The sequence below is a fragment of the Reyranella sp. CPCC 100927 genome (assembly GCF_007859315.1).
In the GTDB taxonomy this organism is placed as follows: domain Bacteria; phylum Pseudomonadota; class Alphaproteobacteria; order Reyranellales; family Reyranellaceae; genus Vineibacter.
The window spans coordinates 92,654-114,279 of the sequence record NZ_VOHA01000021.1 but is presented as its reverse complement, the minus strand read 5'-3'; the positions used below and the strand labels follow the sequence as shown (position 1 = coordinate 114,279).

General features: G+C 66.5%; 22 protein-coding genes and 1 pseudogene. 10 read left to right on the top strand and 13 right to left on the bottom strand.

The features are described from left to right. Nucleotides 1–129: 129 nt before the first annotated feature. Nucleotides 130–915: a glutathione S-transferase family protein gene (locus FQU96_RS33925; protein ID WP_146545834.1), complete on the top strand. Its 786-nt coding sequence runs from the start codon at nt 130–132 to the stop codon at nt 913–915. A gap of 258 nt (nt 916–1,173) precedes the next feature. Here the strand turns inward: FQU96_RS33925 and FQU96_RS33920 are convergent, their stop codons facing one another. Further along, nucleotides 1,174–1,566, bottom strand: a complete 393-nt coding sequence (locus FQU96_RS33920; protein ID WP_146545833.1) for a nuclear transport factor 2 family protein — start codon at nt 1,564–1,566, stop codon at nt 1,174–1,176. Between the two features lie 128 nt (nt 1,567–1,694). On the opposite strand from FQU96_RS33920, the gene FQU96_RS33915 reads away from it, so the two are divergent. Together FQU96_RS33915 and FQU96_RS33910 are read left to right on the top strand one after the other, a co-directional pair. After that, the gene (locus FQU96_RS33915) at nt 1,695–2,174 is read left to right on the top strand and encodes an Lrp/AsnC family transcriptional regulator (protein ID WP_146545832.1); all 480 of its coding nucleotides are present in this window, start codon (nt 1,695–1,697) and stop codon (nt 2,172–2,174) included. Between the two features lie 19 nt (nt 2,175–2,193). Further along, nucleotides 2,194–2,916 carry a sulfite exporter TauE/SafE family protein gene (locus FQU96_RS33910; protein ID WP_146545831.1) on the top strand — a complete coding sequence of 241 codons (723 nt, stop codon included), beginning with the start codon at nt 2,194–2,196 and terminating at the stop codon, nt 2,914–2,916. Nucleotides 2,917–2,941: 25 nt separating this feature from the next. Here the strand turns inward: FQU96_RS33910 and FQU96_RS33905 are convergent, their stop codons facing one another. Beyond that, nucleotides 2,942–3,304: a DMT family protein gene (locus FQU96_RS33905; RefSeq protein ID WP_146545830.1), complete on the bottom strand. Its 363-nt coding sequence runs from the start codon at nt 3,302–3,304 to the stop codon at nt 2,942–2,944. Between the two features lie 272 nt (nt 3,305–3,576). On the opposite strand from FQU96_RS33905, the gene FQU96_RS33900 reads away from it, so the two are divergent. The 5 genes from FQU96_RS33900 (at nt 3,577) to FQU96_RS33880 (ending at nt 10,071) form a co-directional block, all read left to right on the top strand. After that, nucleotides 3,577–5,052, top strand: coding sequence for a caspase family protein (locus FQU96_RS33900; RefSeq protein ID WP_178130890.1), 1,476 nt, complete (start codon nt 3,577–3,579; stop codon nt 5,050–5,052). 168 nt (nt 5,053–5,220) lie between these two features. Next, on the top strand, nt 5,221–6,174 hold the full coding sequence (locus tag FQU96_RS33895; RefSeq protein WP_146545828.1) for a glycosyltransferase family 2 protein: 954 nt from the start codon (nt 5,221–5,223) through the stop codon (nt 6,172–6,174). 108 nt (nt 6,175–6,282) lie between these two features. After that, a complete protein-coding gene (locus FQU96_RS33890; protein WP_178130888.1) occupies nt 6,283–7,803 on the top strand; it encodes a lipopolysaccharide biosynthesis protein in 1,521 nt (506 codons plus the stop codon). Next, entirely contained in the window at nt 7,800–8,687 is an 888-nt protein-coding gene (locus tag FQU96_RS42345; protein ID WP_178130886.1) for an FkbM family methyltransferase, read from the top strand. Before FQU96_RS33890 ends, FQU96_RS42345 begins: the two co-directional genes overlap by 4 nt. A 166-nt stretch (nt 8,688–8,853) precedes the next feature. Beyond that, a complete protein-coding gene (locus FQU96_RS33880) occupies nt 8,854–10,071 on the top strand; it encodes an MFS transporter (RefSeq protein ID WP_146545825.1) in 1,218 nt (405 codons plus the stop codon). An 18-nt stretch (nt 10,072–10,089) separates the two neighbouring features. On the opposite strand, the gene FQU96_RS33875 is transcribed toward FQU96_RS33880, so the two are convergent. The 8 genes and pseudogenes from FQU96_RS33875 to FQU96_RS33840 all read right to left on the bottom strand — a co-directional run bounded on the left by FQU96_RS33875 (nt 10,090) and on the right by FQU96_RS33840 (nt 17,548). Continuing rightward, nucleotides 10,090–10,674 carry a HupE/UreJ family protein gene (locus FQU96_RS33875; RefSeq protein ID WP_146545824.1) on the bottom strand — a complete coding sequence of 195 codons (585 nt, stop codon included), beginning with the start codon at nt 10,672–10,674 and terminating at the stop codon, nt 10,090–10,092. A gap of 58 nt (nt 10,675–10,732) precedes the next feature. Next, complete coding sequence (ureG, locus tag FQU96_RS33870) at nt 10,733–11,404, bottom strand: urease accessory protein UreG (RefSeq protein ID WP_146545823.1); 672 nt, start codon at nt 11,402–11,404, stop codon at nt 10,733–10,735. A 130-nt stretch (nt 11,405–11,534) separates the two neighbouring features. Further along, nucleotides 11,535–12,242, bottom strand: a complete 708-nt coding sequence (locus FQU96_RS33865) for an urease accessory protein UreF (protein WP_255468706.1) — start codon at nt 12,240–12,242, stop codon at nt 11,535–11,537. Between the two features lie 108 nt (nt 12,243–12,350). Beyond that, the gene (locus FQU96_RS33860) at nt 12,351–12,827 is read right to left on the bottom strand and encodes an urease accessory protein UreE (protein WP_255468705.1); all 477 of its coding nucleotides are present in this window, start codon (nt 12,825–12,827) and stop codon (nt 12,351–12,353) included. 14 nt (nt 12,828–12,841) lie between these two features. Further along, complete coding sequence (locus FQU96_RS33855) at nt 12,842–13,903, bottom strand: serine hydrolase (protein ID WP_146545821.1); 1,062 nt, start codon at nt 13,901–13,903, stop codon at nt 12,842–12,844. Nucleotides 13,904–13,948: 45 nt separating this feature from the next. Further along, the gene (gene ureC, locus FQU96_RS33850; RefSeq protein ID WP_146545820.1) at nt 13,949–15,994 is read right to left on the bottom strand and encodes an urease subunit alpha; all 2,046 of its coding nucleotides are present in this window, start codon (nt 15,992–15,994) and stop codon (nt 13,949–13,951) included. Between the two features lie 366 nt (nt 15,995–16,360). Beyond that, a pseudogene (locus FQU96_RS33845) lies at nt 16,361–16,660 on the bottom strand (urease subunit gamma); the annotation flags it as partial. Nucleotides 16,661–16,714: 54 nt separating this feature from the next. Continuing rightward, entirely contained in the window at nt 16,715–17,548 is an 834-nt protein-coding gene (locus FQU96_RS33840; RefSeq protein ID WP_178130884.1) for an urease accessory protein UreD, read from the bottom strand. Between the two features lie 377 nt (nt 17,549–17,925). Here FQU96_RS33840 and FQU96_RS33835 point away from each other — a divergent pair, with 377 nt between their 5' ends. Then, nucleotides 17,926–18,906 (top strand): hypothetical protein, encoded by a 981-nt coding sequence (locus FQU96_RS33835; protein ID WP_146545818.1) that lies wholly within the window; start codon nt 17,926–17,928, stop codon nt 18,904–18,906. Between the two features lie 79 nt (nt 18,907–18,985). Here the strand turns inward: FQU96_RS33835 and FQU96_RS33830 are convergent, their stop codons facing one another. The 3 genes from FQU96_RS33830 to FQU96_RS33820 form a co-directional block, all read right to left on the bottom strand. Then, nucleotides 18,986–19,303: a hypothetical protein gene (locus FQU96_RS33830; RefSeq protein WP_146545817.1), complete on the bottom strand. Its 318-nt coding sequence runs from the start codon at nt 19,301–19,303 to the stop codon at nt 18,986–18,988. A 113-nt stretch (nt 19,304–19,416) separates the two neighbouring features. Beyond that, nucleotides 19,417–19,746 (bottom strand): hypothetical protein, encoded by a 330-nt coding sequence (locus tag FQU96_RS33825; protein WP_146545816.1) that lies wholly within the window; start codon nt 19,744–19,746, stop codon nt 19,417–19,419. 285 nt (nt 19,747–20,031) lie between these two features. Beyond that, nucleotides 20,032–20,346: a hypothetical protein gene (locus FQU96_RS33820; RefSeq protein ID WP_146545815.1), complete on the bottom strand. Its 315-nt coding sequence runs from the start codon at nt 20,344–20,346 to the stop codon at nt 20,032–20,034. Nucleotides 20,347–20,729: 383 nt separating this feature from the next. On the opposite strand from FQU96_RS33820, the gene FQU96_RS33815 reads away from it, so the two are divergent. Continuing rightward, complete coding sequence (locus tag FQU96_RS33815) at nt 20,730–21,623, top strand: peptidoglycan-binding protein (RefSeq protein ID WP_146545814.1); 894 nt, start codon at nt 20,730–20,732, stop codon at nt 21,621–21,623. The last annotated feature ends 3 nt before the right edge of the window (nt 21,624–21,626 follow it).

Genomic DNA, 21,626 nt, shown 5'->3' with positions numbered 1-21,626 from the left:
CCGCAAAATGGAACTGCTCGAAATGCAGGCAATGAGCCCGCCACGTCGCTGGCCGGAAAGCCGCCGTGGCCTTTCCAGCCCCTGCGGGGATAATGGGCCAGATCCTTAAAGTGGGTCGCGGGAGGAAACATGCTGACGCTCTTCGAACATCCGCTGTCGCCCTATGTCCAAAAGGTCAAGATCGCGCTGCGCGAAAAGGCCATCCCGTTCCAGGTGACGACGCCGACCGGGATCGGGGCGGGTGGCGCCGGCGGCGACTTCGTCGACGCCAACCCGCGTGCCGAGGTGCCGGCCGTGATCGACGGCGACGTGCGCATCTTCGATTCGACGGTGATCCTCGAGTATATCGAGGACAAATGGCCATCACCCTCGCTGCTGCCCGCGACACCGGCCGAGCGCGCCCGCGTGCGCATGATCGAGGACGTCATGGACACCCAGTTCGAGGCGATCAACTGGGCCCTGGGTGAAATCCGCCGCTTCCGCCGCGCCGATGGCGCGCTGGCCGACAGCCTGATCAGCACGGCGGCGACGCAGACGTCGGGCTTCCTCGCCTGGCTGGAGCGCATGCTGGGCGACCGGCCGTGGTTTGGTGGCGATGCCTTCGGCCGCGGCGATCTGTCGGTGGTGCCCTACCTGAACAACGCCGCCAGCTATGGCAACGCGCCGACGCCGGGATCGGCGCTGTCAGCCTGGCTCGAACGCGTGAACGCACGGCCGTCAGTGGCCGAGACGGCACGCGAGGCCAAGGCCTCGGTCGCCAGCCTGTCGCAGGTCGCGCAGCTGATCGAGTCCGGCAAGTTCCGCCGCGAGTATCGCGATCACCGCCTGGAATGGATGGTCAAATCCGGCGGAATCGAAATCGTGCTGAAGGGCCTGGAGAAGAACAACATCCGCTTCAGCGCCGATTTCAAGTGAGGGTCCTTTCCCCGCGAATGCGCTATGGAGAGGACGCATCTTTTTGAGCCGGATTTTGTCGTCCTGAGCGAAGCGAAGGATCTCTTGAGCGGTCCTATCGCACGGGATCGTCACATGGCGTACGGTGTTTCTGTAAGTTCCGCTCGTGCGAATCAACGGTCTAAAAGATCCTTCGCTTCGCTCAGGATGACAGGGTGCGTGCCCTTCCAAGAGATGTGTCCACTCCATAGCGCGAATGCGGGGAGAAGGGAGTCGTCGTTATGCCGGCGATGCCACGAGCGGATCGAGGCGCTCGACATGGAAGCCCTTGGATGTGACGCGCCAGTCGCCGTCGATGCGGTGCCAGGTCAGATAGTCGATGAAGACGGCGGCGGCGGTGCGGACGCGCACCTTGGTCAGCGCCTGATCGTCGGACGCGAAGTCCACCAGCAGGACCGCATCCTCGCGACGCGCGTTGAGCGACTTCGGTGTCGGCCGGCTGGCAAGCGACTCCTTGAACGCTTGCGCCGACAGCAGGGTCATCTCGCCGTTCCAGTAACCGTGCAGCTGGGCCGTCGGCCGGAAGACCTGATCGAAGCGCGCGACGTCGCCGTCATAGACGAGATCGAAATAGCGTTGGATGGCCTGGGTCAGGCTTGATGTGTCGGACATGGTGCTCTCCGGCTGATGGGGGACGCAACTATTGCCCGAAGGGCACCAGCACGTCCTTGCGAAGTACACCAATCTTGACAATGATTTAGGCATTTTATAGCTCTATCGCCGCGCTGAAGTTTGCATATATGCCAAAATCTGACCTCGACCCGATCGACTGCCGCATCATCGCCGCCCTGCAGGCCGATGGCCGGCTGACCAATGTGGAGCTGGCCGAGCGCATCGGCCTGTCGCCGTCACCGTGCCTGCGTCGCGTGAAGCGGCTGGAGCGTGAGGGCTATATCGAAGCCTATCGCGCCACGCTGCGGCGCAACCGCATCGGGCTGGGGCTGACGGTCTTTGTCGGCGTGCGCATCGAGAGCCACGCCGACGAACGGTGTGATGTCTTCCAGGACGAGATCATCGCCATGCCGGAGGTCGTTGCCTGCCACCTGGTCTCAGGCGAGTCCGACTACCTGCTGGAAGTGGTGGTCTCGGATCTCGAACACTACCAGCGTTTCCTGCTCGGCAAGCTGCTCAACCAGGCGATCATCAAGGAAGTGCGCAGCAACTTCGCCATCCAGACGCTGAAGACCGCCGGGCCACTGCCGCTGGACCATCTCGCCTGAGCAGCATGGGAGAGCCTGCGTGGACCTGATGCTGGTTCTTGTCCTGGGGCTCGTGGCGGGCACGATTGCCGGCGTCGTCGGCACCGGCTCCTCCATCATCCTGATCCCGGCACTGGTCCTGCAGTTCGGCCCGCAGCAGGCGATCCCCATCATGGCCGTCGCCGCCCTGATGGCGAACATCTCCCGCGTGCTGGTGTGGTGGCGCGAGATCGACTGGCGGGCGTGCGCTGCCTACGCCGTGACGGGCGTGCCCGCCGCCGTGCTGGGTGCGCGCACCTTGCTGGTGCTGCCGCCGCGCATCGTCGACGGCGTGCTCGGCGCGTTCTTCCTGGCCATGATACCGGCGCGGCGATGGGCGGACCGCAAGGCGCTGCGGCTCAACCGCGGGCACCTCGCGGTGGCCGGTGCCCTGATCGGATATCTCACTGGCATCGTCGCTTCGACCGGCCCGCTGAGCGTGCCCGTCTTCCTCGGCTACGGCCTGGTGAAGGGCGCGTTCCTGGCCACCGAGGCCGCCGGCTCGCTCGCCATCTTCGCCAGCAAGACGGTGGCATTCCAACAGTTCGGCGCGCTGCCGCTCGAGGCCGTGCTGAAGGGCCTCATCGTCGGCGCGAGCCTGATGCTGGGCTCGCTCGTCGCCAAGCGAATCGTCACGCGGCTGAACCCGCAACACTTCCGCATCCTGATGGACGGCGTGATGCTGTTCTCCGGCATGTCCCTGATCTGGATGGCGCTGAGCTGACATCCGCCGCCGTTGCGTGGGCCGGTCAATCCAGGGGACCGCGGAAGATGAAAAACGCCCCGGCCCCGATCAGGCAGAAACCGATGGCGTAATTCAGGGTGAACGGCTGTTTCAGGTAGAGCACCGAGAAGACGGCGAACACGATCAGCGTGATCACCTCCTGGATCGTTTTCAGCTCGGCAGCCGAGTAGACCGCTGAGCCGATGCGGTTGGCCGGTACCGCGAACCAGTATTCGACCAGGGCGATGCCCCAGCTCACCATGACCGCGGTCCACAGAGGCGCCGTCTTGAACTTGAGATGCCCGTACCAGGCGAAGGTCATGAAGACATTGGATAGCAGCAGCAGCACGATCGGCGCCGCCTGCGGGGTCAGGAGAAATTGGGGCATGGGTCCTGAAAAAAGTTTGAGCGTCTGGCGGATGACAACCTAGCGCGTGGGTGTTCTTCCAGTGAGCGCTGTGATGCCCCTCTGGATTTTGTTCATTTCATGTGCAATCAACTGTTGAACTGCAAATTCCAGCTGTTTGCTGTATGATGCAGACATTAGTTGATGGTTTGTTGTCCGTACCCAGCGAACAAAATGAAAATCGCGTCACAATTCAGTTGACGAGCGATCACTCACTTCTTAAAACGTGCAGTGCCCGTTACAGGAGGCCTCACATGTTCCGCATCGTCGCGCTGGTCGCGGCCCTGCTCGGCTTCTTCTTCACATCGTCCGCCCATGCCGACCGCCGCGTTGCGCTGGTGATCGGCAACGGCAAGTATGCCCAGGCAACACCGCTGGCCAACCCGGCCAACGATGCACGCGCCGTCGCTGCGGCGCTGGAGCGCCTCGGGTTCGAGGTCGTCTCGGGCTACGACCTCGGCAATGCCGACCTGCGCAAGACCGTGCGCGCCTTCGCCGACAAGCTGGTCGGCGCCGACGTGGCCATGTTCTTCTATGCCGGCCACGGCCTGCAGGTGGGTGGCGAAAACTACCTGATCCCGGTCGATGCCGCGATCCGCTCCGAGGCCGACCTCGATTTCAACGCGGTGAAGATGGACCTGATCTCGCGCCAGATGGACCGCGAAACCAAGGTCAAGATCATCATGCTCGATGCCTGCCGCGACAATCCGTTCGAAAAAGAGCTGTCGCGCAGCATGGGCAAGACACGCTCGGCAACCGTGAAGCAGGGCCTGGCCGAGATCAGCACCGCCGGCGGCACCTTGATCGCCTTCGCCACCGACCCCGGCTCCGTGGCGCTCGACGGCGACACCAGCCACAGCCCGTTCACGACGGCGCTGCTGAAGCACATCGAAACGCCCGGCGTCGAGATCGGCCTGATGATGCGCCGCGTGACCAAGGACGTGTACGAGTCCACCGGCGAGCGCCAGCGGCCGTGGACCAACGCCTCGCTGACCGGTGAACTGTACCTGAAGGCCGGTGAGACAGGCGGCGTGCAGCCGACGCCGCCCCCGGCCTCGGCCGCCAACCCACCGCAGCCCGGTGGTTTCGACGACCGCCAGCTCGAACTCGCGATGTGGCAGGCGGCCGACAAGAGCGGCCAGGCGGGTGACTATCAGGAGTACCTGAAGAAGTACCCCAACGGCCAGTTCTCCGGCCTGGCGCGCAACCGGCTCGAGGCGCTGAAGAACAAGCCGGCCGGCGCCACCAACACCGCCGCCGCCGACCCCGGCCGCTCGGTCGACCAGGGCCAAAACCGGCCCGCCGAGGAGGCCGCCGAACTGCAGATCGGTCTCACGCCGAGCGATCGCAGCGGCATTCAGCGCCGGCTGACCCTGACCGGCTTCGATACCCGCGGTGTCGACGGCGCTTTCGGCCCCGGGACGCGCAATGCGATCTCGCGGTGGCAGACGGCGAACAACTTCACGCCGGCGTCGGGCTACCTCAACGCCACGCAGTACCGCACGCTGATCGAGAAGACCGAGACCGTCTATGCCAACTGGGTGGCACAGCAGCAGCGGATCCGCCAGCAGCAGCAAGAGCAGCAACAGGCCGCACCGCGACCGCAACAGCCGCCGACAGCGTCCAACACGCCGCCGCCACAGCCGCAGCAACAGCAGGGCACGACGGCGCGCGACGTGATCCAGGGCCTCGGGACCATTAACGACACGATCCGCATCTTCAGGCGCTGATCAGCGAGGGGGAGAACGGGGACGGCGCGGCCTGCGGGCCGCGCCGTTTTTCGTTGTGATCAAATCGTGGTCCTTGTTGAGTCATCCTCACACCGGTCACATGTTCCAGCCAGGGTGTGCGTCGCCATGGGCGCCACGCCCGACCCACTGGGAAAATGAGGCTGATTGATGCTGGGGCGCGTGTCCGTTCTGCTCTGCACCCGCAATAGACCGGACAAGGCGAAGCGTTGCATCGAGTCCATCCTCGCCAACAGCTACACCGACTTCGAACTGATCGTCGTCGACCAGAGCACTGATGATCGCACGCAGGCAGCCATCGACAGCCTGCACGACGGCCGTCTCGTCTATATCCGCACCAGCACTGTCGGTCTGTCGCGCTCGCGCAACATCGCCATCCGCGCGAGCCGCACCGAAACGATCCTGTTCACCGACGACGACTGCGTGTGCGACCGCGACTGGATCGCCACGGTCGTACGCGCCTATGGCGACGATCCGTCGCTGATGGGCGTGTTCGGCAAGGTGCTGGCATACGGCGAAGGCCGCGAGGGGATGTTCTGCCCCTGCCTGATCGACCGGCCGGAGCAGCGGGTTGTCGACCAGCCCGTCACGCCGCAGCACGTGCTGGGCGCCGGCAACAACATGTCGTTTCGCAAGGAAGTCTTCCGCAGCGTCGGCCTGTTCATCGAAACGCTGGGCGCTGGCACGTGGATGCGTTCGGGCGAAGATACTGAATTCGTCTACCGAGCGCTGCGCCATCGACTACGCTTCGCCTACACGCCCGAACCGCTGGTCTACCATGACAACTGGCTCTCCGAGGCGGACTACCCGGCGCTGGCGCGCGCCTACATCCTGGGCGGCAGCGCCGTGCTGACAGCATTCACGCTGAAACTGGACAAGACGGCGTCCAACGACCTGGCGCGCAGCACATACCTGACGCTGGCCAACCGCCTCGGTGCCGGCGGCGTCCTGCCGGCGCTGGGGCCGCTGGCGCTGGGTTGCATCATGGGCGTGCGTTACGTGCTCGCGTCGCCGCCGCGCCTGCTCGAGTCGGTCACGGTGTGGCCCCAACGCCGCGGGCCCCTCTCGTCGACGCCACTGAGCACGTTTGCCGGTGACGATTGAACGTCGCTGCACCGTCGCTGCGATGCGCCACATGTTGATCACTGGTGAGCACGGCGGCATCGGGCCGATCATGCCGACAGCACCGCAGCAGGCATGAGGATCGGCGCCGTGGCGCGACGCGACAATGATCGGCCCCTGCGCGTGGATCACCTGCAGTCGGACCTGGTAGGACGCTCCGTGCGCGGCGGCGCCGTGACGTTCGGCGCCCAGGCGCTGAAGGTCGTCATCCAGTTCGGCACCATCCTGATCCTGAGCCGCCTGCTGCCGCCGACCGCGTTCGGCCTGCTGGCGATGGTCGCGGCCATCACCGAGATCCTGGAACAGATCAAGGATTTCGGCCTGTCGGCCGCCACCATCCAGAAGCCCGATGTCACGCATGAGCAAGTGACGGCGCTGTTCTGGATCAACACCGGCATCGGCGCCGCGGCCGCCGTCGCGCTGTGGGCGGCGGCACCGCTCGTCGCGCAGTTTTATGGCCATCCCGAACTTGCCGACATCACGCGCTGGCTGGCGCTGGGTTTCGTCATGAGCGGGCTGGCGACACAGCATTGGGCCCTACTGCGCCGCCAGATGCGGTTCAACACCGTCGCCGCCATCGACCTGAGTTGCGAGCTGCTGGCGATGGCCACGGCCGTGATCGCCGCCATGCACGGTGCCGGGCTGTGGGCACTGGTGGCCCAGCGCCTGGTCTACGGCGCCATGGTGATGCTGGCGTCGTGGGGGATGGCCGGCTGGTGGCCCGGCCTGCCGAGGCGCTGCGCCGGTGTCGGCGCGCTGCTGCTGTTCGGCGGCTCGGTGACCGGCAACGGCGTCATCAACGTGATCTCCCGCACCCTGGACCAGGTGCTGATCGGCTGGTTCTGGGGCCCGCAGTCGTTGGGCCTCTACGAGCGCGCCTACAAGCTGCTGATGGGTCCCATCAACCAGGTCACCATCCCGCTCTACAGCGTCGGCATGCCGGCGCTCAGCCGCATGATCGTCGATCCGCAACGGTACCGCCGCGCCTATCTCGCGCTGTCGGAGCGGCTGGCGATGGTGACGGTGCCGGCGGCCGCCCTGCTGATCGTCACGGCGGACTGGGTCGTTGCCGTGATGCTGGGATCGCAATGGACCGACGCGGCACCGATCCTGGCCTGGCTGGGACTCGCGGCGTCGCTGTTGCCGGTGGCCACCATCACCGGCCTGCTGTTCCTGCCCCAGGACCGCGCCGCCGAGCTGTTCAAGGTCGGCGTGCTGGGCGCTGCCATCAGCATCGCCGCGATCCTGGCCGGCCTGCCGTTCGGTCCCGTGGGCGTCGCTGCCGGCTTTGCCATCGGCATGACCTGCCTGCGCATCCCGCTTTGCTTCTGGATGGCCGGCCGGCGCGGGCCGGTGACGACAGCGGATCTTTATCTTTCCCTGCTGCCGTCCGCCGTTGCGGCCATCGCCGTGCTGCTGGTGGTGTCGGGCCTGCGCATGCTGGCACCGCTGCAGACCATCGGCCCGCTGCCCGGCCTGCTGATCACGGGCGGCGCCGCCGTCGCCGTCACGCTGGTGTGCTTCAGCCTCATTCCGCGCAGCCGCCAGGCGCTGCTCGGCCTCCTCCACCTGCCGCGCCTCGCGCTCGGCACCCGCAAAGCGCGCGCATGACCACATCCACCATCATTCCCCCTCAGTCCCTGGCACTCGAGGGCTTTGCGCTCGGCGGCACCCTTCCCGCCAAGCTCGAAAAGCTCACGCGCCGTCTGCTGGGCCAGCGCAACACCGACTGCAACACGGTCAAGCGGTTGCGCCGCTACTTCCATACGGCACCCGACGGCCTGGGCCAGATGACCGTGCGTACGCCGACGCGATCGCAGACCGTGCATTATCGCTTCGGCACCTCCGATGAGGATGTGATCTGGCAGATCTTCGGCGGCGGCGATTATGACCTCACGCGACTGCGTCGCTTCGACGACATCCGCCGCTATGTCGACGCGCGTCACGCCGCGGGCCAGCGGCCGGTGATCATCGATGCCGGTGCCAACATCGGCATCAGCGCCGTGTTCTTCGCGCTCACCTTCCCCACCGCACGCGTCGTGGCGATCGAACCCGAGGCCGAGAACTTCGCGTTGCTGGTACGCAACACCCGAGAGCTTGGTGTCCATTGCCTGCGCGCGGCGCTGTCGTCGGAACCAGGGCACGTCACGGTGCACGACGGCGGCGAAGGATCCTGGTCGTTCCGCACGGAAAGGGCCGCGGCACCTGGCGGCATCCCGTGCCTCACCATCAACGATCTGTTCGCCGAACACCTCGACACCGACGCCTTTCCCTTCCTGGTGAAGGTCGACATCGAAGGCGCCGAGGCGGATGTTTTCAGCCGCAACACCCAATGGGTGGAACGCACGCCGGTGATCATCACCGAACTGCACGACTGGCTGCTGCCTGGCCAGGGCACGGCGCTGCCCTTCCTGCGCTGCGTCAGCGCGCTGGACCGCGACTTCGTCTATCTCGGCGAGGACGTGTTCTCCATCGACAACCGTCTGGGTGCGTAAAGCCCTGTCCGCAGTGGCTTCATGGTGAGCACAGGTGAATGCGGCGCATTCACTGGGTCGAACTATGAAGACTTGCATACCTGCGTTTCGGCGCCATCGGCGTTGATGCATCGCGACAGGGTATCGGGCAAGGTGCGGGCCCGTTACCTCTCGCCGCACCTGCCCCATGTCCGCGCCGTCGCTCGAAAGTCCCTATGCGTGGCGGCTCGCCGTCGCGTCGAGCCTATGCATCGCCATCGGCGTCGGCGGCCTGTATCTGACGGTGGTAGCGATGACCGACATCGCCGCCGAGTTCGGCAACCGCCGCCAGGTCCCGTCGCTGGCCTACATGCTGGCCTATATCGGTACCGGCGTCGGCGGCATCGCCATGGGCTGGCTGGCCGACCGACTGGGTCCGCGCTGGCCGGTGATGATCGCCGGCATCATGATCGCGCTGGGCAGCTGGACCGTGGCACGCGGTGGCGAAATCACCCTGCTGGCGGGCTATGGTGTGCTGGTTGGGCTGCTGGGCCAATCCGGCACCTTCACGCCGCTGGTCAACAACATCACCGGCTGGTTCGACCGCCGCCGCGGAACCGCCATCGCGCTGGTCGCCATCGGCAACGCCATCGGCGGCTTCGCCTGGCCGCAGGTGTTCCGCTTGACCGTGCCGGCCTGGGGCTGGCGCGACAGCCTGACCGCCTATGGCGTCTTCGCCGTCGCCACCCTGGTGCCGCTCAGCCTCTACGTGCGCGCCGCGCCGGTGCGCCGCGATGCCGGCGGCGGCATCAGCAGCAGTGGCGGCCGCCTGCCGTTCCGTTCACCCGTCGTCATGGCGCTGCTGGGCATTGCGGGCCTGTGCTGCTGCACGCCGATGGCGATGCCGCTGGTGCACATGGTGGCGTTCTGCGGCGATCTCGGCTTCTCCGCCGCGCGCGGCAGCGAGGCGGTGTCGCTGATTCTCGCCATGGCGATCGTCTTTGCCTTCCTGATGGGCCGGCTGGCCGACCGCATCGGTCCCCTGCCCTCGATCCTGGTCGGCTCCGGCATCCAGGCGCTGGCGCTCGCCGGATTCATGGTCGTCGACAACCTGCCGACCCTGTTCGCGCTGTCGGGCCTGCTGGGCGTACCCTTCATCGCCATCGTGCAGGCCTACGCCATGGCACTGCGCGACTTCTACGGCAGCCGCCCGGCCGGCTGGCGGCTGGGGTTCATCATGCTGTTCACGCTGTGCGGCATGGCGCTGGGCGGCTGGCTCGCCGGCGTGATCTTCGACCTGACCCTGCGATACCAGATCGCCTTCGGCGTCGGCCTGCTGTTCAACATCGTGAACCTGCTGGCCATCGCCGCGCTCTACATCGGCTGGCGCCGGGTGCGGGCGGCGCCAGCCATGGCTTCATCATGAACAATGAGATGACGATGATCAGCTCGCCAGCAGCGCGACGCCGCCCAGGGTAACGAGGCCGCCCAACGCGCGGGTGCCGACCAGGCCGCCGAAGCGACGGGCGGCGATGCCGATGCCGACGCCCAGCGCATGCAGCGCCACGGTGGCGACAACGAAGCCCGCGGCGTAGGCGACCGGCGATGCGGCCGACGGCATCTCGCTGCCATGCGCATGGCCGTGGAACAGCGCGAACAGACCGACAGCAATCATCGGCGCCCACACCGGCAAGGTCGGCGCCGCCAGCAGGATCACGCCCAGCAGCAGCACCGAACCCAGGATGCCGGCCTCGACCATGGGCAGGCGCAGGCCGCTCACCGCCAGCGCGCCGCCCACGACCATCAGCACGACGAAGGCAGCCGGCACCAGCCAGACCGCACGGCGGTCGCGGGTGGCGATGTGCGCCGCCCAGATGCCGACGCCGACCATCGCCAGCAGGTGGTCCAGCCCGCCGATCGGGTGCAGGAAGCCGACCAGCGCACCCCCCAGCTCGTGGCCGGTATGCGCCTGCGCCGCACCTGATGTGGCGGCCAGCAGCGTGGCGGCGAGGAAGATGAGACGGGTCATGGGTACTCCTGGGGTTCGATCGGTTCGTTTGTGCCGAGCCTAACGAGGGATCTGCCAATTATGGAGTCTCAATTTGCGGTGGCTGTGTCGCCGCGCCCGGGAAGGCGGCAGCCATCGCCCGCTCGGGCAGCCCCCCCTGGCGGATGATAAAGGCCGCGATGTCGGCCACGCCTTGGTTGGCCTTGAGGTTGGTGAACACGAAAGGCCGGCTACCGCGCATCTTTTTCGCGTCGCGGTCCATCACACCGAGATCGGCGCCGACCAGCGGCGCAAGGTCGATCTTGTTGATCACCAGCAGATCCGAGCGGGTGATGCCCGGCCCGCCCTTGCGTGGGATCTTGTCGCCGGCCGATACGTCGATGACGTAGATCGTGAGGTCGGCCAGTTCGGGCGAGAAGGTGGCGGCCAGATTGTCGCCGCCGGACTCGATGAACATGATCTCCAGGGCCGGAAACGTGCGGTTGAGGTCGGCCACGGCGGCGAGGTTGATCGAGGCGTCCTCGCGGATGGCGGTATGCGGACAGCCGCCGGTCTCGACGCCCACGATGCGCTCGGGCGACAGCGCGCCGGCGCGGGTCAGGAACTGCGCATCCTCGCGGGTGTAGATGTCGTTGGTGACGACGGCGATGTCGTAGGTGCTGCGCATGTGCTTGCACAGGCGCTCGACCAGCGCCGTCTTGCCGGAGCCGACCGGGCCGCCGACGCCGACGCGCAAGGGACCGTGGGTCATGGCTTCCTCCCTATTTCGGACCGCGGGCGTCCATGCCCGCATTCGCCCGTAGCGATAGCGGAGGGCGAAGACTTGTCGGCGCTGGCGCGCCGATGCGGGCGTGGACGCCCGCGGTCCGAAAAAAGCGGCGTCATGAGCGGAACAGCCTCGTGTACTGGGTTTCGTGTTGCATGGAGCACCAGTCGAGCAGCGGCGCTGCGGTACCGACGTCGTTGAGCGACTCCACCGCCAGCGCCGCGGCGACGGCGCGCTCGACCGGTGCGGCGAGCGCCGCCAGAGCGCGCTGGCCGTCGGACTGACCCAGCGGAATGGCACGCACGGCGGCCGAGCAGAGGTTGGCGGCGAAGGCATGCAGATAGCCGGTCAATGCGTCTTCGAGCGTGATGTCCTGCCAGGCCGCCGCGATCGCTACGGCCACCGGCAGCGCGCACTGCCCGTCGCGACGTGCGGCAAACGCATCGAGGCGACCGTCGGGCCAGGCCGTGCGGGTGATCGACAGGAACGATGCACCCTGCTGGCGCTGCTCGAGCGCCATCTCGGCAGTGCCGCGCCAGGCGGCGGCGAGGTCGGCAACGGCATCGAGTGCCACGTCATTGCCGGCTTGCGCCGCGCGCCAGGCGGCGGCGAACAGGGCGCCGTCGACACGACCCGTGCCATGGTCCAGCACACCGGCGATCCAGGCGATGAGCTGCTCACGATCGCGCACCAGGCCAGCCTCGATTGCTGTCTCCAGGCCATGCGAATAGCTGAAGGCGCCGATCGGGTACGACGGTGACAGCCACGCCAGCAGCCGGTAGAGCGCACCGGGGGTCATGATTGTTGGACCGCGCGCGTCCACGCGCGCCTCTTCGAGCGAAGCCTCGTTTTCGCCTGTGGCGCGTTGGTGCCGACTGTCGTCCGCTCTTCGCGTCGCTGCGAGCGAATGCGGGCGCGGCCGCCCGCGGTCCTAAGTATGCCCATGGCGGTGCGGGTGGGTGAGGTCGTGGTTGTGCTGGCCGTAAGCGCCACCTTCGGGGTTGAACGGCGCCGATACCCGGCGCACGTCGGCGCCCAAGCCGGCCAGCATGTCGACGATGACATGATCGTCGCGGATCAGCATGCGATCGCCGTCGATCTGCGTGGGCAGATGGCGGTTGCCCAGGTGCCAGGCCAGCCGTGTGAAAAGGGCCGAATCGCGGGCGCGGATTTCCACCAGCGGCTCGTCGGCGGCCTTCACCTTGACGTAGCCGCCTTCCGCCAGTGCCAGGCCGTCCCCGTCGCGCAGCACGCGCGGTTCGGGCAAGTCGAGCAGGAAGTCGGTGCCGTTGTCGCCCAGCAACCGCAGACGGCGACGATAGCGATCGTCGTAGATCAGGGTGATGGTGTCGACCTGCTCGGCCACCGCCCATGCGCCGGCACGCGCCACCGCGGTGGCGTGCTTCATGGTTGGGTCCTTTGTCATGTGCCGCTGCCTGCCGCCAGGCTGACACGATCGACGATCTGCCAGATCGTCTCGGCCAACGCACCGTCATAGCGGCCGCGCTCGTTGCGGCTGCCATTGGCCAGTGCCACGGCACAGGTGCCATCGCCCGTGCGCACCATCATGGCCGCGGTGCCCGGCATGCCCCCGCCGTGCCACCAGTTCTGCCGCCGATAGCCATGCCAGCCCCGCGTGTAGGCGACATTGGTGCGCGACGTGGCGGTCATGACGCGCAGCAACTCGGGTTGCTGAACCGGATCGGCGACACCGTCGACCCAGGTCAGGAACCGCGCGACGTCGGATGCCGAAGCAATCCAGCCGCCGTGCGAATCCATGCGTGCCACGTTCATGCCGTAGGGATCGCCATCACCGCCGGTGTGGTAGGTAACCTCGCCCGGCGCGCGCTCGGCCAGCGTATTGCCGGCGATGCGCATCGCACCGGCGCCACAGGGCGCCAGGATCTCGCGCTGCACGACATCGGCATAGGTCTCGCCGGTTACCGCCTCGATGATGCGGCCCAGCAGGCAGTAGCCGAAGTTGGAATAGACGTAGCGTCGTCCCGGCGGTTCGAGCAGCGGCTGGTGCGCCAAGGTCCAGGCGATCAGCTGGCGGTGGTTCATGCCGGGCTGCCGGAACATCGGATCGCTGCCGTCGTTGCGCCAACCGCCCACGGCATGGGTCAGCAAATGCTCGACCGTGATATCGGCCACGAAGCGCGGCAGCGGCCGGCCGTCGTGGAGCCGGCGCAGGACGCCGAGCGGACCGAAGACCTTGTTATCGGCACGCAGGCGGCGGCGCTCGATCAGCTGCGCGACCGCCACCGCGGTGATCGGCTTGGCCAGGCTGGCGATGCGAAAGAGATGCATCGGCTGCACGGCCTCGCCGGTGTCGGGGTCGGCGATGCCGAAACCTTGCGCGTAGAGTACCTGTCCATGCCGCGCCAGCGCAATGGACAGGCCGGGGAACGCACCCAGCGCCGCCATCGCCCGGCGGTCAATCGCCGCGATCGTCGATGGATCGAGGATGGGTTCAGGGGGCATGGGTCAATCTTACCGTCTCCCCGCCTGCGCGGGGAGACGGGTTCATCAAAACAGGAAGTAGCGCTGCGCCATGGGAAGCACGGTGGCGGGCTCGCAGGTGAGCAGTTCGCCGTCGGCGCGCACCTCGTAGGTCTCGGGATTGACCTCGATGCGCGGCAGTGCGTTGTTGTGGATCATGTGCTGCTTGCCCACGGCGCGCGTGCCCTGAACCGGCAACAGGGTGCGCTGCAGGCCCCAGGTCTGTGCCAGCTTGCCGGCGATCGCCGCCGCCGACGTGAACAGCACCGCGCTCTGGATGCGATTGCGGCCGTGCGCGGCAAACATCGGGCGATAATGCACCGGCTGCGGCGTCGGGATCGAGGCGTTGGGATCCCCCATCGGCGCCGCCGCGATCGAACCGCACTTCAGGATCAGATCGGGTTTCACGCCGAAAAAGGCGGGCGACCAGATCACCAGATCGGCGAGCTTGCCGACCTCGATCGAGCCGACGTAACGGCCGATGCCCTGCGCCAGCGCGACGTTGATGGTGTATTTCGCGATGTAGCGCTTGGCCCGGAAGTTGTCGTTGTCGCCCTGCTCCTCGCGCAGGCGGCCGCGCTGCTTCTTCATCTTGTCGGCGGTCTGCCAGGTCCGGATCACCACCTCGCCGACGCGGCCCATGGCCTGGCTGTCGGACGACATCATGCTGAAGGCACCCATGTCGTGCAGGATGTCCTCGGCGGCGATGGTCTCGCGCCGGATGCGGCTCTCGGCGAACGCCACGTCCTCGGGGATCTTGGGATCGAGGTGGTGGCACACCATCAGCATGTCGAGATGCTCGTCGGCGGTGTTGACCGTGTAGGGCATCGTCGGGTTGGTCGACGACGGCAGCACGTTGGGCAAGCCGCAGACCTTGATAATATCGGGCGCGTGGCCACCGCCGGCACCTTCGGTGTGGAAGGTGTGGATGGTACGGTTGCGGAAGGCCGCGATCGAGGATTCGACGAAGCCCGACTCGTTGAGCGTATCGGTGTGGATCGCCACCTGCACGTCGAACCGGTCGGCCACCGTGAGGCAGTTGTCGATGGCGGCCGGCGTCGTGCCCCAATCCTCGTGCAGCTTCAGCCCGCAGGCGCCGCCGTTGATCTGCTCCTCCAGCGGCGCCGGCAGGCTCGCATTGCCCTTGCCGAAGAAGCCGAGATTCATCGGGAAGTCCTCGGCCGCCTGCAGCATGCGCGCGAGGTGCCACGGACCCGGCGTGCAGGTCGTCGCCAAGGTGCCGTGCGCCGGGCCGGTGCCGCCACCCATCATGGTGGTGACTCCACTCATCAGCGCTTCCTCGATCTGCTGCGGCGCGATGAAATGGATATGGGCGTCGATGCCGCCTGCCGTCACGATCTTGCCCTCGCCCGCGATCACCTCGGTGCCGGGGCCGATGATGATGGTGACGTTGGGCTGGATGTCGGGGTTGCCGGCCTTGCCGATGCCGACGATGCGGCCGTCGGTGATGCCGATGTCGGCCTTAACGATGCCCCAGTAATCGATGATCAGCGCGTTGGTGATCACGGTGTCGACGGCGCCCTGCGCGCGCGTGCGCTGGCTCTGGCCCATGCCGTCGCGGATCACCTTGCCGCCGCCGAACTTCACCTCCTCGCCGTAGGTGGTGAAGTCGCGCTCGACCTCGATGATCAGGTCGGTGTCGGCCAGCCGCACCTTGTCGCCCACCGTGGGGCCGAACATGCCAGCGTAGGCGGCGCGCGAGATGCGGGCCGGGCTGTTGCTGGCGCCGGGCGTGAAGCTGGGCGGCGGCAGGCGGCCGCTGGTCCAGGCATTGAAGCCGAACACCACGCGCTCGCCCGACAGCGCCACGAGGTTCACCTCGCGCGTCTGTCCCGGCTCGAAGCGCACCGCGGTACCGGCGGCGATGTTCAGCCGGTAGCCCTTGGCGCGCTCGCGATCGAACTGCAGCGCCGGGTTGGTCTCGTAGAAATGGTAGTGGCTGCCGACCTGGATCGGCCGGTCGCCGGTGTTGGCGACGGAGAGCGTCAGCGTATCGCGCTGCTCGTTGAGCACGATCTCGCCGTCGCGCGGCATGACCTCGCCGGGTTTCATATTGAGGAACTCCGTTCAGTTGGGCGCGGCCACCCCGTTGCGCGGGGGAGGGAATCACGTCGGCGGGGGATCATCCTTGGGGCGCTCGGTCGGTGGGGCATCGGGCGTGGGTTCGGCCGGCGGCTGCGGTGCCGCGGCAGCGACCGGCGGCGGCACCGGTGACGGCGAGAGCGGCAACGGCGCCTCGGGTGGCACCGGCTGCGGCGCGGCGGCGGCCACTGGTGGTGGCGGCACCGGTGACGATGGCGGCGGCGGTGGCGCGGGTATGGCGACGGGCGGCACCGCGGGAGTACCCGGCGAAGCGAAGGCATCATCAACCGGTGTCGCCGGTGCCGATACCGTTGCTGCATCGGTGCCCGCCGCAGGACGGATCGGGTTGTGCACCGTCACCAGCTTGGTGCCGTCGGGGAATGTCGCCTCGACCTGAATGTCGTGGATCATCTCGGCGATGCCGTCCATGACCTGGTCGCGCGTCAGCACCGTGGCGCCGTCACGCATCAGCGCGGCGACGCTCTTGCCGTCGCGCGCGCCCTCGACCACGAAATCGGTGATCAACGCGATCGCCTCGGGATGGTTCAGCTTCACGCCGCGCTCCAGGCGGCGGCGCGCCACGACCGCCGCCATGGCGACCAGCAGCTTGTCTTTCTCGCGCGGCGTCAGGTTCAAGATCAGGTCCTCAGGTCGTTCCCTCCCCCACGGCGTGGGGAGCAAAAAGAAGCATCAAACATGCCACACGCGGGGCAGGCGTGCGGGCAAATCCAAGCATACCGTCCGCATGTGCGCCAGCCATGACACCAGCGCGCGGCGCACGTCGAACGGTGCACCCAGGAAACGCGCCAGCAGCAGGCCGTTGACCACGGTGGCGCCCGCTTTCAGGTCCGGCGCCAGCGCGCAGGCGGCGTCGATCGCCGTGCGCGCCGCCTCGAGATGGGTCGCCGCGTCGTCGCCGACATAGACCGCCATCGCTACCGCCGGTGCGTCGCCGAAGCCCGCCGCCCCGGGCGCCGCGCCATCCAGCCGCAGGGCGTCGGCCCATGTCAGCCTGCCGTCACGGCGCACGCACCAGGCATCCAGGAGCAGGCCCGACGTGAAGCGCTCGCCGGCGGCGACGCGGCCCAGTACCACCATTTCGCATGCCAGCAGCCGGCCACCCGGGGCGACATCGACCGCGGTACGCCGGCGCAGACGGGCACCGTCGAACACGATGGTCTCCTGCGGCAACCACTCCAGGCTCGCGCCGGCCGCCACCGACAGATCGATATCGACCGTGCAGTCCAGCGCCTGCGCCGAGGCGCGGTAGATTTTCTCCGCCGCCTGGGTGGTGGCCGTCACGGTGGCGCCGGCAGCGACGCGGGCCTGCAGCCGCAGGCGGTCGCCATCGGTCAAGCCACCCGACATGGTGATGAACACGGCCTGCGGCGGATCGCCGGGTTCGCCGTCCGGAAACAGGATGCGGCAGGGCTCGCGCTGATAGAGATGGGTCAGCACGGCGCCGTCCGGCCCGGCGGTATACGCCACCTCCGCCGCGCCGTCGCCACGCTGCAGCCGGGTCAAACACCGCTCCGGAGATATTCGGCCAAAGGCCATTCGAGAGTTCCGGGAATCGACCAACTCCTTGCGTACACAGGGACCCGATCTTCGGGGAACCGCCTAACGGACAAAACTGCGTTTACCGGAAATCGACGACAGCGACCATTTCGGACAGCGGCGTCTCCCCTCGCGGTGCGCCAACGGGTACGCGTCGCGTTGATGCGCGGCTGCCGGTTTTGTGCATTACAAATTTACACCAAAAATGAGTGGGCGATCAAACAGAGCCACATTCCTGTCACTTCGATCTCTTAGGAACATCGCGTCATAGTTGATTGCGAGGCACAATGTCCCAGCGACTGGAACGTTTCATTGCCGATATTCCGCAGAAGAGCCGGCACTGGATGACCTATGTCGGGCGTCCGTATATCCGCGCCTATGATGACGCCTATGCGAAATTTCAGGCGAAGATCGCCGAGCAGCGTGCTGCCGACCTCGCGCGCGCGCAGCTTCTGATCACAGCAGTGTCGATCGCAACCGGCAGCCTGTTGATGGCAGCCTTCGCATCCAGCTCGGTGCGCACCGTGGCGGGACAGCAGGCGTTGAACTTCATCTGCAACCGCAACATGGAGCGTACGTTCAACGCCGTGCACTGGGTCGTGAGCCGGAAATGGGCGAACTTCGCCGTCGGCGAGATCCTGACCCGAGTGCAAGGAGCGCTTCAGTCGAAATTCGACGACGCGATCAAGAAAAGCATTGAGGGTAACTCCGCTCTCAGAACCGAGTCCGTCATCAACTACCTCACCCACATCGAAGATTTCATCGATATCAATGCGTCGCTGGCACACACCACTGCCGCATTGGCGCGCGATTCCGGAGCACCGACCTCGGTCAAGGACACGGTCGCGATGACGCTGGAGGCGGCGCCCTTCGCCAATCCACCGACAGCGTCGGTTGTGACCGAAGCCCGCCTGGCGCAGAAGATGGAACTATCCTTCTACATGGCCGCCATTCTGAACTCCGACTACATTCAGCAATCGACGTTCCATGGCATGGTGCGGGGCGGCGGCGTGATGACCACCGGCGCGCGCAGGGCCATCGACCAATTGCCGGATGCAAGGGACTATCCCAGACCAACCAGCCGCGCGGTGCCCAACAGGCCGGCGACGACGGAGTACCAGACGCCGAAGATCGACACGATGGGGGGCGCGATTCGCGACCGAGTCGATGAACTGCACACATCGGTATTCGGGACATCGTTCTACGGCGACGACGGCTGGTTCTATCAATCAACCCACCAGGATCTCGTGCGGGCGCAGCAGACCCTGAACCGGATCGGCAACATCATGCAGCCGCCGATGAATCCCAGGGCCTTCACGTCGTGATACTGCGACGGCAAGGGATCCGCGCCGTCGACGAAACGACCGCGATCGCCGTGTCATCTCGCTGAGAGGCGCCAGGCGTTCATGCCGGGCGCGGTTCATCCAGGATGCGGCGAGACCACAGGGAGATGCCGCCGGCAACCAGCCAGATGATGCCGGCGATCAGCTTCACGATGAAGCCGGGCTCGCTGGCGGCGACCGCCGCCAACACGAGATTCAGCGTGCCCAGGACCATGCCGACCCACCCGATCACGGTGAGCTGGCGACGGTACTTGGCGACGAACTCGGCGTGCGTTCCCTGGAAGTTCTTGCGCATCCAGCCATCGCGCACTTTGCGGGTCTCGATCGGCGTCCAGACGCAGAGCACCAGGGCAGCCACCAGCGCGATCAGTTCCAGCATATCCCCCTCCCCTAACGCATTTTTCTTCCAGCAGGATACGCTACCGGACGCCAAACGTCGAACGGCGGCCCCGCGCTCGGCAGGACCGCCGTTCTGTCGTATGCGGTGCGGGCTTACTTCGCCGCCGGCAGTTCGATGGCAATCACGGTCGCAGGCCGGGCGTCGGCAGCGGTGCCGTTCCATACGTAGCCATTCCACGCATAGCCATTCCATGCCGAGCCGTTCCAGGCATAGCCGTTGAACGCAAGACTGTTCCAGGCCACCCCATTGGGCTCGATGCCATTCAGGGCGATGCCGTTCAGCGGGATGCCGTTCAGGGCCAAGCCGTTCAAAGCCAAACCATTCGGTTCAATGCCATTGGGCTGCATGCCGGCGCTGGCGGGCTGGGCAACCGCGAGAGCGGCGGTGGCGAAGAGGGCTGCGATCAGGGTCTTGCGGAACATGGTTATCTCCCTTGTGTGATGGCCGGCGGAAAATTGCCGTCCTTTGATGGGAACACCCTATCGGGACGGCGTATCGCGCCGATGTCGTGAATGGTGCCTGTGTGTGTCGTCTGTATTGCGCGGGCACGATGGAACAGGAGGCTTCGCCACGGACCGTCTCGACCATGAAGCGGCCACAACGCACAGCAGTGTGAGCCTCGTCGATCCCGGAAGCCGCCTTGCATGCTCCACAACGAAAACGGCGGCCCCGCTTTCGGCGGGGCCGCCGTTTGTTGGGGCGCGTTGCTACTTGGCTGCCGGCAGCTCGATGGCGATCACAGTCGCGGGCCGCGCGTCGGCAGCTGTGCCGTTCCCGGCGCTGCCGTTCCAGGCCATCCCGTTGAACGGAATGCCGTTCAACGCCAAGCCATTCCAGGCATAGCCGTTCACCTTGGAACCGTTGATAACCTTGCCATTCAGTTCCAGGCCGTTCGGCTCGATGCCGTTCAGCGCCGTGCCATTAAAGGGGATGCCGTTGGGCTGCATGCCGGCACTAGCGGGCTGGGCAACTGCGAGAGCGGCAGTGGCGAAGAGAGCGGCGACCAGGGTCTTGCGGAACATCGGTATCTCCCTTGTGTGATGGCCGGCGGAAAATTGCCGTCCTTTGATGGGAGCACCCTACCGGGGTGCCGTATCGCGCCGATGTCGTGAGTGGCGCCTGTGTGTGTCGTCTGTATCGCATCATGTACCGGGCCTCATCCGAACGACCGATGTTGGCCCCCTGGACCGTCCCTATCATCGACATCGTTGCGTCTGGCGAGCCAGGGATCGGAGTCGGGATCACGTGGCATCGCAAGGCCTGACAACTTCGCTCGGCGTTTGGTTCGGCGTTGACGCGGCAGCCGGGAGCGCTTCGGCCACCTCGGCAAACGCGCGGTTCGCGCGCTGTTGCGCGCGTCTCATCGGCACTGGCCGATCCGATCGCTTTCAGCAGGAGACAGGCAATGCTGCGCAATCTCTCCATGGGCTGCCACGGTGACGACGTGGCGCGTTTGCAGCGGATGCTGAACGCACGCATGCCACCAACGTCTGCCTATCTCACGGTCGACCGGATCTTCGGCCCCAAGACCGACTGCGCCGTGAAGGACTACCAGAAGGTGCACCATCTCAAGCCGGACGGCATTGTGGGCCCGAGAACGCGCGATGCCTTGAATACCCGGCTGTTCCTGATCGAAGGGACGCTCTATCGCGAGATGCCGGCCGTGGCGCGCGGCGCACGCGTTGCCACCCGGACGTCGCGATTGTTGCTGGCGCAGGCCGTCTCTCCTTCCATCGGCCAATCTCAACCTGCTCTCAAACCGCCAACCCTCGCGCCGCCCGCCCCACCCACCGGGACGACGGTGTTGCAACTTCAACCTGGCATCACCGCACAGCTGCCACCGTGGATCTTTCCGCCGGGTCAGCAGCCGAACACCATCCTGCAGAGGAGCCTGCAGTTCGCCGTCGTCTACAAGGGCGGCGACCATGTGGGGCACATCGAAGCCGGCGCGTTCGTGCAGGTGTCCTCCAACAGCCAATCGAGTCCGTCCGACCCGAAGGTCAGTTTCACCGGCGGCTGGCAGTTCGTCGCCGCCGACCTGATCGCACCCTGGAAGCTGCCCTTGCTGGGATGGAAGTTCCATCCGCTGTCGCTGGTCTTTCAGCAGACCCTGGTCTTCAACGCCAGACCCGGCAGCGTCCAATTGGGCCTGAGCGTCGGGGAGCAGGCGCAGGTCGACATTCTCGGCGACCGGTTCGGTGTGGTCATCGGCGGCGCCATCGGACCAACCGCGGACTTGACGAATGCCACGATAACGCTGGGACCGAATCTCGCGATTGGCGCCGTCGGCACATTCTGATTC